We start from the raw sequence: 12,315 nt of genomic DNA on the forward strand, positions 1-12,315 counted from the left end.
GTGTACAAATTATCCTTCTCCACGTCAATACAATTTAAAAAATTCACGCAATTTACGGTCGATAGAAAATGGACAATTTTCGCACTGTTTGATTTATTATACGGATTTCGTATGAAATAGTTAAGGTTTTTGCAAATTTTTTTCGTAAATTCTCTATATTCGCACAAATATTCGTCTGAACTAGCTGAATTCATCTAATTTACAGAATTTTTAATGGTATATCTGACATGACAAAACAAACCACGTCTATACGAATTTACATATGGATATCAAGATGAGCAATTTTGATTGTATAAAGGTGTATCACTTCAACAGCAAGATGTTGATTTTTATTACAACAACTACAGATCGAAACTCTTCGGAAATGACTATCTGAATCTGATTTTCATGCCCTTTCTCTCTTTGTATCGTAATAAAACCAAGTGACGAAATGTACCTTAATCAAGAACACTTTTGTACATACTTATCTTTAGCATTTGTAACAAAGTATTTTGCAGCAAACTTGATTGAATTGTAGTGACTTTCTTCTATATAAATTGAAGAAAACGCTTTCTCCATTATGATATGCTGAAAAAATTGTGATGTTTGTGCTATTTATGAATGATGTCAAGCTATTCTTTTTTGGTTTTTTTATCTGTTTTACGCGGGTATTGCTTTGATTTGCGTGGGTTTGTGCTTTTATTTCGTGGAGGACTGTATTCTTAGGAGGGGACCTGAGCAGTTCTTTGGGGTGGCCCGAGCGATTTTCTCTTGAACCTGAGCAGTTTTTTGAGGGACCAGATCACTTTTCTCTTGGACCTGAGCAGTTCTTCGGCTGACCCGATCACTTTTCTCTTGGACCTGAGCAGTTCTTCGGCTGACCCGATCACTTTCCTCTTGGACCTGAACAGTTTTGGGGTGGCGGTTAAAATCAAAATTTCTAGTGCGAAAAAAAGTTAAGTAAATAAAAACAACTCCAAAATCAACTTTTATTATATATTCCGGAGTTACATTACGTTTACTTTGTTCAGTGCAGAACAGATAATTTATAGCGAAAGGCCCTAACATAACGATATGCTAGGGCCTTTTGTATGTTAAATCACGCCAATTACATTTAAAAATACGATAATAATTGCAATGGGTGCTATATAGCGAAGTAAGAATAACCATAATACAAATAATTTATAGCCTTTATTTTTACTTACACCCAGCTCTTTCATTAGTACATCTTTCTTCATTTTAAACGGTACGAAGATCGCAACTAATAATACACCGAGTGGCATAAGAACATTACTTACTGCATAGTCTGCGAAATCAAAAACTGTTTTTCCAAACAATTTCACATCACTTAATACGCCAAATGAAAGCGCCGATGGAATCCCTACAACAAAGATTAGTAATCCGACAATCAATGCCATTTTTTCGCGTTTCCCTTTACCTTTTGTCGTTAAAGAGGCCACGCTAATTTCCAACATGGAAATGGCTGATGTTATTGTTGCAAAGAAAAATAGTAACAAGAAAATAATGAAGAATAATTTTCCGAATGCCATTTTACTGAAAATCGCTGGCAAGACAATAAATAATAGACCTGGCCCTTGAGATGGTTCCATTCCAAATGCGAACACTACCGGGAAAATAGCAAGCCCTGCAAGTAATGTAATCACAAGCGTCAAACCGACGATAGAAAATGCGGAACGTGGTAAACTTTCTTCTTTCGGTAAGTATGAGCTATACGTTACCATAACCCCTACTCCGACAGATAATGAGAAGAACGATTGACCCATCGCATATAAAATAATTTCAGATGTTACACGTGAGAAATCAGGCTGTAAGAAGAAGCGCACCCCTTCTCCAGCTCCATCTAATGTAAGAGCACGAATAATTAATACAAAAAATAAAATAAACAGTGCTGGCATGAAATATTTATTCACTTTTTCAACACCGTTTTGTACACCTTTACTTACGATAAAAATAGTAAGTAGAATAAATAATAGCTGTGATCCAACCGCTAAAAATGGATTAGAAATGATTTCATCAAAAGTGGCTTCGTACGCGCCATTACCTTCCCATAGTCTACCTGTAATTGCATTCCATAAATATAATAAAATCCATCCTCCTACAACACTGTAGAATGAAAGCAAGATGAAACATGTGGCAATCCCTAATTTTCCGACCCACGGCCATAGCGTCTTAGGGGCAATAGTTCTATATGCATCAACAGCCTCTTTTTGTGTACTTCTTCCAACTACAAATTCCGCCAATAATAACGGTAAACCAATTAATAAAGTAAAACCGATAAAAATAAGGAAGAACGCACCGCCACCTCCAATACCGGCCATATACGGGAACTTCCAAATTGCACCAAGACCTATTGCCGAGCCTGCTGCGGCTAAAATGAAACCTAATTTCGATGTCCATTGCTGTGATTCCATCTCTTTATCTCCTCTCTTCTTCTATTTCTTTGTTTATGACAATTCGGTTTTTATTCATATTGGTCTATCGGGACTCCTTTCTCCTACAATCACTTCTTTTCAAATAAAAAGCGTCCCTACGAAAACGTAGGGACGATAAAAATATCGCGGTACCACCCTAGTTATGAAGATATAACAAGAATAAAACCTTAATAAAAAACGTCCCTACGCAAATACGTAGGGACGATTAAATATCGCGGTACCACCCTAGTTATGAAGATATAACAAGAGGAAAGCCTTAATAAAAAACGTCCCTACGTAAATACGTAGGGACGATATAATATCGCGGTACCACCCTAGTTATGAAAATACAACAAGAATAAGTCCTAAATAAAAAACGTCCCTACGTAAATACGTAGGGACGATATATATCGCGGTACCACCCTAGTTGTGAAAAAATTCTTCACCACTTTATTTGATAACGGTATTCACTACCGTCTTCCACTTCCTCACAACATGTGTGATTTATGAAAGATGCTCCAGGTCGAAATTCATGATCATCTATATACTGATTCGCACCAACCACCAGCTCTCTGAAAAAGGGAGATTTTCACTACTTAATCCTATCATTGCCCAAATATTAATTTTCCGAATTGATACTATCATTTTTATCACACATTAAAAATAGAGTCAATAATTTTTTTGAATTTTTATGTATTATCCTTTTTTTCGCTATTAAAATTCGAAATATGACTTTTGAATGAATACCCTTTCATTACTTATGATTTGTACTTTAGTAAACTTCCTTAGGAGTAATTACGGAATTTAGGAAGAAAAAACTTTTGTGCCAAAAAAGCCCCAATCTGTTAGTCACTTCTCCTAGATCTAAATAGATAAGAACCACTTGTTTTGAATCAAGGTCTATACAAAAGATATTCCCATCTACGTCTTTTGCAAATGGTAGATACAGATAATAGTATTTAAAACGATTTTAATACAATCCAAGCATCGTTTTCTGCGCCTGTAAACAACGAGGGATAAAACCCCTTTTTATCTTTATCCTACCATAAATATTAAGGTCCGCTACCCTAACTATTCTCTATCTAGTCATTTCTTTAGCTTACTTATTTTTTTGTTTCACACCAGAATCTATTTGGGTATTCACTTCCTTTTTCAATTGAAATTTTACTACTTCCGCATGTAATAACAAATAAACTAGGCTCACATTCTATGTGAAACCTAGTTTTTTATCTCAAGTTTAATTGCTCTTTATTAAATAGCTGTCCAACCACCATCAATAACTAATTCTGCACCTGTCATAAAGCGTGATTCGTCAGATGCTAAAAATACAACGCCATAGGCTACATCTTCTGGTTCACCAAAGTATGGAAGCTGTGTATACGTTTTATAGAAAGGAAGAGCGCCTCCTGCTTCCATCGTTGGTGCTGTCATTGGTGTTACGATGATACCTGGATGTACGGAATTTACACGGATTTTATCTTTTCCGTATTCAACTGCAGCTGATTTTGATAGTACGCGAAGTGCCCCTTTAGCCGCTGTGTATGGACTTGTACCTGCCATACCAACAATACCGCCAATGGAAGAAATATTGATAATAGAGCCCCCGCCTGCTTTTTGCATTTCAGGAATCACATATTTCATACCAATAATGCAGCCATTTAAGTTAATGTCCATTATTTTATTCCATTCATCCATTTCCATGTTGGCAATCGTTTTGGGTGAAGAAACACCAGCATTGTTCACAAGTACATCGACTTTACCATATGTCTTCACTGCTTCGGCAATGACGGATTTCCAAGCATCTTCAGATGTCACATCATGCTGGATCCCTATAGCATCCCCGCCACTTTCTTTTATTTCCTTTACTAATTGATTCAATGGCTCGATTTGAACATCTGTAGCGATAACTTTTGCCCCTTCTTGAGCAAATAATTTTGCTTCAGAAGCACCCATCCCCATTGCTGCCCCTGTAATAATAGCTACTTTTCCATTTAAACGACCCATTTTAAAACTTCCTCTCTATATTTGTTAGGTATCTATTCCATTTAATAAAACGACTAATTCATGAACATATTAACAACTAGTTGTATTCTCGACATCGTGTCGTTAATATAAGTATATCAATACTCATAAAAAGGGCAAACAACACATTTCATAGATTCGACGCTTTATCAACGAACTTATAGCCAGTGTTGTAAAAATAGCAAAAATAAGACAAGGAGCTTAAAAATGTCAAATAAGAAACAAAAAATGGATCCTCGGGTTATGAGGACGCGCCAACTATTAAGAGACGCACTTGTGGAATTAATTGACGAAAGAGGCTATGAAAAGATTACTGTACAGGATATTACAGAGCGAGCGACCTTAAATCGTGCTACCTTTTATCTACATTATAGCGATAAGCTCGATCTTCTCTATCAAAGCACAAAGGAAATATTAAATGACTTACTGAACAATCTTAACGTTACATTCGAGGACAAGGTGGAATTTGATTTTTCAAAAGATGCAGATGAGCCGCACGATACATTTATGCATTTATTCGAGCAAATTTCTTTAAATAGCAAATTATATAAAGTGTTTTTAACTGAAAAAGACATTCTTTATTTCTTTTCAGGCTTGAAGAAAATCATCATCGATTTTATCTCAAATGGGATAAACTTTACGCAGCCTGATGATAAAAAGCTCACAGTTCCTCGTGAATTGGCTGTCAGATATTTTGCTGCTGCCTTTCTCGAGGTAATTGTTTGGTGGTTAGAAAACGATATGCCTTATTCACCAAAATTTATGGCTACTCAGCTCATGAGAATTACAGTGAAGGGTCCTTATCTTGAACATCCTTTTGGAAAATAAAATAGAGATTAAAGTTAAAAGAACCATCCTTTTTTTAGAATTAAAAGGATGGTTTTATCATATATAACCAATTAACTTTTTATTATTGTTCTTTGAGCCTTTTTAATGATTCTCTCAGTTGCCTTGGTTGGAGATTCTTTTTGCCATTCATCACAAAGGTTTTTTACCCACTCTGGTTGAGTTTTGCTAGCATCATTTAGCCAGTTGCCGACAGAATCTTGAACATACTTTGACGGATCTGATTTAAGTAAATGTAGAATAGGAAGTGCGATTTGCGGTTCTTCCTTTAATATTTCTATATGCTTTGTCCATACTCCGCGAGGACGGATTGATTCTAAACTAAACCTACGAATGTTTTCATCTTCACTTGTCGCCCATTCCGTTAACAAATCTACACTATGCTCAATATTTGCTGAAAGGTCCTCCCTAATTGACATCCATGCAATTTCTCGGACACCAAAATGATGATCTGCTGCGAAAGAACGGATATACAACAATTTCTCTTCTAAAGAATAATCGTTGTTTTTATTCATAAACGCTGCCCAACATCGGACACTATCAGATACATGATGAGAGCATTTTTTGATTAAATCCTCTTTTTTAGTAGCACTTTCATCTATCATGACTGTATCTAATAAGCTCCCAATTAAACGTATAGCCTTCATTCCCGTTTCGACTTTTTGGTTCTCTATCTCCGTTCGTATAAATTCTAATTTTTCTTCTAGCCCTATGGATGGTAGAACATTTTTTACTAAAGTAATATGGTGAACCGCTTGCCACTCTGTTAAATTAACACTCTCTATTTTTCCTTGATTCAATAACGTTAAAACTTCACTTGGGATATCGCTAGCCTTTCTAGCTCCCTTTCTATTTAAAACGTCTTCTTTTACAACCATTTAACACCCTCCTGTATTTGTGTGGAACATAAAATTCGACCTGTTGTAATGAATAGATGTCTATTTTTATATTATTTCTTCTTGCAGATTATTTCCACTACTCCCTCTAGTTAATTATGCCTCGACATAATTGTGAATCGATATTGATATCGAGTGGCTTGATAGAGTCACCTATGATACGATTACCAAATAAACAACTTCATTTGTTTTTTATGAGCGTTAGTGAAATCAAGTGAACAACAACTTAAAAGGATGATAATCAATTGAATAACGAACAAAATAACAGTAAATTTATATACACATATGTACATCATGTTGATGAATATGATCTGTGCAGAATGGAGATGCGTTCTTTTTTTAATCTCGATTCCCAATCAAACTATATAATAAGCCCTATTAAAATCGATCCAAGTCGTAGCCCTTTTATGCAAGACAGACTTGAAGTGCTATATGAAGAAAACAGCATAGAGAACATCAAGACATTGGTGAAGGATTTAACAGTAAAGGAAGCAACTTATAAAGTAGTTTGTTTAAATAGTATGGATATAGGTGAAGAGAAGAAAATTCATCTTCCAGAGCGTCGATTGATAGAACGTGAGGTAGGATTGTGCATGGAGGGCGAACCAGACCTAAATGAGCCTGAAATTGTATTTGGTCTTATTTTAATAGATGGCATATGGTATTTTGGGAAGCATATGAAGAGTGAATCCATTTGGCATAATCATTTACACAAACCAAACAGTTATTCAACGGCACTTAGTACTAGAGTAGCTCGTACTGTTGCGAATATCGCCGTTCCCCAGCCTCAAAATATTCGTGTAATCGACCCTTGTTGTGGTATAGGGACAGTAGTAATTGAAGCCCTTTCTATGGGAATTAATATTGAAGGGCGAGATATTAATTACAATGTTTGCCAGGGCTCCAGAAAAAACATCACTTATTTTGGGTTAACAGGCAACATTACATTAGGTCCAATCTCCGAAGTTAAGGAACATTATGATGTCGCTATCATTGATTTACCCTATAACTTATTTACGCATATATCAACCGAAGATCAATTTGATATTCTAAAACATGCTCGACGCATTGCTGATAAGGTGGTTGTCGTTACGATTGAAACAATCGATGACATGATAGAAGATGCAGGTTTTGTTATAGCAGATCGATGCATTGCTAAAAAGCAATCGTTTTTACGTCAAATTTTAATATGTGAATAAAAACACGTACTTTCTATCATTGTCCGATAGTTTCGGGAGTGCGTAAGCAGCCCTTATCTGCATATCATTTCTAAAAAAATCAGCTACATAAAACAGAGACCTTGACAACTATCTAGGCCACTTTCTGTTGGTTTGAAATACAGTTTGATTGAAAATAAAATGTACCCTATAAGGTAGACACTTAATAAAAAGTCTCTCTTATAGGGTAATTTTTTTTATAATGAATTTAATCAGTGGAACCAAAAAAGATGACGCCTCAGTTACCCTGTTCAATGTAGATATCTCTTGTTCTTCTTTTGTACTTAAAGGTTTTTGTTTCTCTTTATTTGCAACAGCAGTATCAGCTACTGAGGATTTAATTAACAGGTTCAATAATGCTATTCCCACTATAAATATTCCAGCAATAATCAGTATCTTTTTTAACATACAATACCTCTCGTTATGAGAGCATGTCCTGTATATCCAAAAAAATGTCATTAAACACAATGTCCTCTTCTTGAAGTAACGGCTCCGTTAGTTTGTACAATATTTCATAAACTTTCCGGCATACTGATTCTCCTTATTCCTTACCACAATCATAACAACATTTGTCTTTGTCATTATCTCCATACATACGAAGTTCCTTTTCTAATCCACAAACGCTGCAAAAGTCAAAATGTATTTGCGGAAGTATGCCCTCTTCGGCTAATGGAACCCACTCTTTTTCATATAAACTCTTTGTCATACCATAATCGGTAAAAACAAGTTTACTCTCATTGTTTAAACCGTAATTACTACTGTCTTTTAAATCAAAACAGTCGAAGTTTTTATCTAATATTTGTAAAACCTCATCAAACAAATTCGGGATCAAGCGTCGGTATTCTTCAACCTTTACCTCATACGAATGATTATCCTTTAGTTCTAAAGGTTTGTAATATTTTTGCACAGATATGAATTCATCAACGTAGTATGTCTGAGCGAGTAACGTGGCGAAACCTTTATCAGCCATTGAAGTATAAATTTCTAATTCATTTTTTGATTGTTTATAACCGATTGGATGCAAATGTACTTTTATTACAAAATCCAAAACTCTATATACTTTTCTTGTAGAACCTATGCCAACAAAATTTTCATCTCTACAATACTGATTCCAATTTTGAATTATTTGTTCAAGCATTGTTTTCCCTCCTTACACAACTAAAAAACTTAATTGTATTGTATATAAATTCAATACTTTATTACTTTTTCCTTCTTGATGTAACCTGCTCCGTTAGTAAAAAAGCGTCTTCACTTTTTGTAAGTTAAAGTGGAAAGTTTCACAAATGATAGAAAATAGATTATACTAGACTAACAATCATATTCAAAAAGGAGCATTTCCTATGACCGAGAATAATCATTCTGAAGTACCCCAAAAAAAAATCAGCCTGCAAGAGGCAGTGAAACAGCAGCTTGAAAACAAAAAGAACCATTCCTCTTCTTATAAAGGAAAAAAGAATGCCGACCTTTCAACAAAAAAAATGAAAAGCCAGCAAACGAAAAAAACAAGCAATACCCGTAGAAAAATGGGTGTCTAATTTACGGACAATATCGGGAAGACATATTACCAGGCAAAGCTGTTGATATTGTTAAAAAAGGATCGAAAAAGGGAAGATTACCTGAGATATCGTTTAGGATATTTTCACCAAATTCGACGCCCTTCCCCACGGAATTAAAGTCAGGCTTATAGATGGCCAGATTGGGCCTGTACAGGAAATCCACTCTAAATAAAAGAAGTGAAAAAGCATTCAAGGGTGAACTGTTCCCTGAATGCTTTTTTAAATTATTTTATTCTTTTCATTTTATAACGTGTTTAGCTAAATCCCGCCCAGACTTTCTTTCGTAAACCATAGAGAAGAACAATAGAAAAAAATAAAAGACTAATTATTCCACTAAGGATACTACCATCTACAAAGAATAAAACTACATTTATCAATACCGATATAATAAATAAAATGACATATACCTTAAATATCTTTTCTTTTCTTTGTACCTCGTGTTGGAATTGATACATTACTTTTCACCTCGTATTCCTCATATTCTTGATTATACCTTCCTCTTAATTAAACTGTTCGGTTAGTAAAAAAACGTCTTCATTTGTTGTAGAAACGCCTTCGTTCTAAATTCTTTCCATAGAATATTTGACCTATCAATTCTTAAGAATGTATTGCCTTATTTTAAATATGTAATTTTTTCCTCATTCAACTAAACTGCTCCGTTATTTCAATAAAGAAAAAAGAGCTGCCTATGCAACTCAATGATCTTCAAGTAAAGCACCCGTTAGCCATCCATGAAGCGCAAAAATCTGCTCTTCACCACAGAAAATGAAAGATGATTAAGTTCTTTCATGGGAGTTTAAGAAGAACAGCGAAGCTTATTAAACAATCACGCCATATTGTTGAAGATCACAAAATATAAAAAGTGACGACTGCATACATACGTTGTAATGAAGTAAACTATATTATTAAAAGCACAATGATTTTGTGCTTTATTAGTTTAGTTTGACTCTTCAATAGGAGTTGGATAATTACAGAATATAAGGTAGGAATTATTAAGAAAAGAAGGAGAGATACGATGTTCGATCAAGCTGCGTATTTTATTTTTAGAGCCCTGGTAATTCTAACGGTTTTGGTTGTTGTGGTTGGAATCCCACTTGGGGATACACTGTTTAGAAAAAAATAAAACTGCATCCGTTAGTTATCTTAGGGTGACAACCTTCAAACGTATATAAATAAAAAGACCAATCATATTATATATATAAAATATGATTGGTCTTTTTTATATGATTTTGTTCTTAACGATTGTTGTTCTACCTTGTCTTACTCAACTAACGAAGCAGTTTAGTTGAACAACGATATGGGTTTTTATGGTAAAATAGTAGACGGTAGGTGCATCTTCATCTTTCAGGGAAGTGGGATGGGCTATCGTTTAGTTAGGAGGTAGAGGTTTTGGGTGTTTTGGCTGTTTGGGGTGTTTGGGGTGTTTTGATTTTGTTAGTTGCAATAATTTCATTTTGGTCGGCTGGATTACCGAAGATTATAAGTAAAAAATTATCATTTGTTATGATTAGTTTGGGAGTGAATGTAATCGTAACTCCATTGGCTTTATTTATAGGTGTAATGGCAACAGACTCCCCGACCAGCACTACAAATGATTTTTGGGCAGGATTTCTCTTCATCCAGGCAATACCACTTTTAATACTAATAATTGGAATCTTAAAATGGTTTATCATTGACAGAAGAAAAAATAAATAAGCATATAAATAGTAATAATTAATTAGGTTTAAAAAAGACAAGTTTGTGAAGAAATCTACTTAAACTATAGGGGTGCTTTACTTGAAGAACATTGAGTTGCATTAGCAGCCCTTTTTTTCTTAGGCTGTTTTCGTTGCTTCTGCAAACTAAATGGTTTTGCGGAAAGGCATTTTCATTTCCCCTTATATTAGTACACAAGATTTCTAATTTTCTTTAAATGGAAGTGTTATAATTTGTAAAAGCAGAAGGGGATGATATCCAGGATGATATTTTTTCTAATTCTATTATCTATATTTTGTATAATAACGGCTTTTAGTCTTGCTTATAAACGTTCTTGGCAAGCTAAGATTATTATATGGGGACTGTTCTCTGTACTACTTTTTTCCCCTATAATCAGCTTTTTCCTTATAAGAATAACTCAGTATGTAACACAAGATTCGTGGTCAGGTTTACTTGGTGTGTATGCTTTTCCGCTTCTTGAAATAATTTCAATCCTTATGATTGTTATTGGTTGTATAGGCTTTATAAAGAAAAAGGTAACTAAAAAATTAGAACACCGTGAAAATTAGTTTAAACTCTTTCTTTAAATATTTACTTAAATCAATATTATTTGTTTTAGCAACAATCTTTGAGAAAACAGCCTTTTCTTATTGAACTATCGGAGCAGGTTAGGTGAATAAAACTACTACTATCTATGACTATAAACGTCTAGTGTAAATAGCGTGATAAGAGAAGAGAAAAATAAGTGAGGAGGATTTATAGTTTTGGATAAGAGAAAAGTAGGAAACATTTTAGGTGTTACATCTATTTTATCTGTGATAATAAGTATCATTGTTTTTTATGCCCAAAGAGGACCAAATGCTAATATTTATTTTATTATCATCATCTTTGGTATTTTATCAATTATTGGTATTTTATTTGCTATACTCTCTTGGAAAATGTCTAAACAACTTATTCTTTTAATTGTCGGCTTAATAGGGAATGTATTTGTTTTGGCTGCAGCTTATCTATTACTATTAGCAATGGGAATTAGCGAACCATAAATCTTCTTCAACTAACGGGGTGCTTTTACTTGAAGATCATTGAGTTGCATATGCAGCTCTTTTTTTCTTTATTAAAGGCTGTTTTCGTATAGATTGTTGCTTCTGCGAACTAGAAAAATGTGGAGATATGTGAAAGAAGCAGTAAGTAAATGAAAGAAAGCCAACTAAAAAGTCGAAATACAGATATAAAAGAAGTAACGGCATAAAATATCCAAGCAATACCGACAATCATCAACCATTTATAGGTCTCTCTCGAATCACCCGATTCTTTTTTCATCTCTTTGTAAAATTTTATCGTCATAAACATACCACCCATCAATAACACGGCGCAACCGATAGACGGAACGATCTCCAATCCTAAGCTCTTACCCATTTCGATGGCAGCTACCGCTATAAAGTATATAAAAGCTACAAACAAATAAAGAGCTTTTTCCTTTCTCTCTAATTTTCTACTTTTCTTATTCGCCACTTTATACCGATGCATCAGATCTTCTTGCGACACATACTGCGTAACTGTATTTCGCAAGCTAAATGTGAGCCATTTGTTAATTAAAATGTGAGCCACTAAAATTTACTCTTTTCCATCCATCCATTCTTTCGTTTCTAAAATGCGATATGAGCCACCTATC

The 12,315-nt window shown here is 34.4% G+C and carries 12 protein-coding genes and 1 other annotated feature; of the genes, 6 read left to right on the forward strand and 6 right to left on the reverse strand.

What is annotated here, in order from left to right; translation table 11 throughout:
* Positions 1-1,073: 1,073 nt before the first annotated feature.
* Positions 1,074-2,411, reverse strand: coding sequence for a sodium-dependent transporter (locus ACFXN8_RS19475; protein WP_386847329.1), 1,338 nt, complete (start codon positions 2,409-2,411; stop codon positions 1,074-1,076).
* Between the two features lie 393 nt (positions 2,412-2,804).
* Positions 2,805-3,029 (reverse strand) — a binding site (T-box leader).
* A gap of 633 nt (positions 3,030-3,662) precedes the next feature.
* Positions 3,663-4,415 carry a glucose 1-dehydrogenase gene (locus tag ACFXN8_RS19480; protein WP_386847330.1) on the reverse strand — a complete coding sequence of 251 codons (753 nt, stop codon included), beginning with the start codon at positions 4,413-4,415 and terminating at the stop codon, positions 3,663-3,665.
* Between the two features lie 225 nt (positions 4,416-4,640).
* On the opposite strand from ACFXN8_RS19480, the gene ACFXN8_RS19485 reads away from it, so the two are divergent.
* The gene (locus tag ACFXN8_RS19485; RefSeq protein ID WP_386847331.1) at positions 4,641-5,261 is read left to right on the forward strand and encodes a TetR/AcrR family transcriptional regulator; all 621 of its coding nucleotides are present in this window, start codon (positions 4,641-4,643) and stop codon (positions 5,259-5,261) included.
* Positions 5,262-5,332: 71 nt separating this feature from the next.
* On the opposite strand, the gene ACFXN8_RS19490 is transcribed toward ACFXN8_RS19485, so the two are convergent.
* Positions 5,333-6,157, reverse strand: coding sequence for a DNA alkylation repair protein (locus ACFXN8_RS19490; protein ID WP_376074254.1), 825 nt, complete (start codon positions 6,155-6,157; stop codon positions 5,333-5,335).
* Positions 6,158-6,420: 263 nt separating this feature from the next.
* On the opposite strand from ACFXN8_RS19490, the gene ACFXN8_RS19495 reads away from it, so the two are divergent.
* Positions 6,421-7,374 (forward strand): TRM11 family SAM-dependent methyltransferase, encoded by a 954-nt coding sequence (locus tag ACFXN8_RS19495; protein WP_386847332.1) that lies wholly within the window; start codon positions 6,421-6,423, stop codon positions 7,372-7,374.
* 198 nt (positions 7,375-7,572) lie between these two features.
* On the opposite strand, the gene ACFXN8_RS19500 is transcribed toward ACFXN8_RS19495, so the two are convergent.
* Together ACFXN8_RS19500 and ACFXN8_RS19505 are read right to left on the reverse strand one after the other, a co-directional pair.
* Positions 7,573-7,800: a hypothetical protein gene (locus ACFXN8_RS19500; RefSeq protein ID WP_376074252.1), complete on the reverse strand. Its 228-nt coding sequence runs from the start codon at positions 7,798-7,800 to the stop codon at positions 7,573-7,575.
* A 133-nt stretch (positions 7,801-7,933) separates the two neighbouring features.
* Positions 7,934-8,530 (reverse strand): protein kinase, encoded by a 597-nt coding sequence (locus tag ACFXN8_RS19505; RefSeq protein WP_386847333.1) that lies wholly within the window; start codon positions 8,528-8,530, stop codon positions 7,934-7,936.
* A 202-nt stretch (positions 8,531-8,732) separates the two neighbouring features.
* Between ACFXN8_RS19505 and ACFXN8_RS19510 the strand changes: the two genes are divergently transcribed.
* The 4 genes from ACFXN8_RS19510 (at position 8,733) to ACFXN8_RS19525 (ending at position 11,686) form a co-directional block, all read left to right on the forward strand.
* Positions 8,733-8,927, forward strand: coding sequence for a hypothetical protein (locus ACFXN8_RS19510; RefSeq protein ID WP_386847334.1), 195 nt, complete (start codon positions 8,733-8,735; stop codon positions 8,925-8,927).
* Between the two features lie 133 nt (positions 8,928-9,060).
* Positions 9,061-9,120: a hypothetical protein gene (locus ACFXN8_RS19515; protein ID WP_386847339.1), complete on the forward strand. Its 60-nt coding sequence runs from the start codon at positions 9,061-9,063 to the stop codon at positions 9,118-9,120.
* Positions 9,121-10,337: 1,217 nt separating this feature from the next.
* Positions 10,338-10,643: a hypothetical protein gene (locus ACFXN8_RS19520; RefSeq protein ID WP_386847335.1), complete on the forward strand. Its 306-nt coding sequence runs from the start codon at positions 10,338-10,340 to the stop codon at positions 10,641-10,643.
* 764 nt (positions 10,644-11,407) lie between these two features.
* Complete coding sequence (locus ACFXN8_RS19525; RefSeq protein WP_386847336.1) at positions 11,408-11,686, forward strand: hypothetical protein; 279 nt, start codon at positions 11,408-11,410, stop codon at positions 11,684-11,686.
* Positions 11,687-11,795: 109 nt separating this feature from the next.
* Here ACFXN8_RS19525 and ACFXN8_RS19530 read toward each other — a convergent pair whose 3' ends face one another.
* Entirely contained in the window at positions 11,796-12,251 is a 456-nt protein-coding gene (locus ACFXN8_RS19530) for a hypothetical protein (protein ID WP_386847337.1), read from the reverse strand.
* Positions 12,252-12,315: the final 64 nt, after the last annotated feature.

The sequence above is a fragment of the Lysinibacillus sp. NPDC059133 genome, assembly GCF_042755925.1.
GTDB lineage: Bacteria > Bacillota > Bacilli > Bacillales_A > Planococcaceae > Lysinibacillus.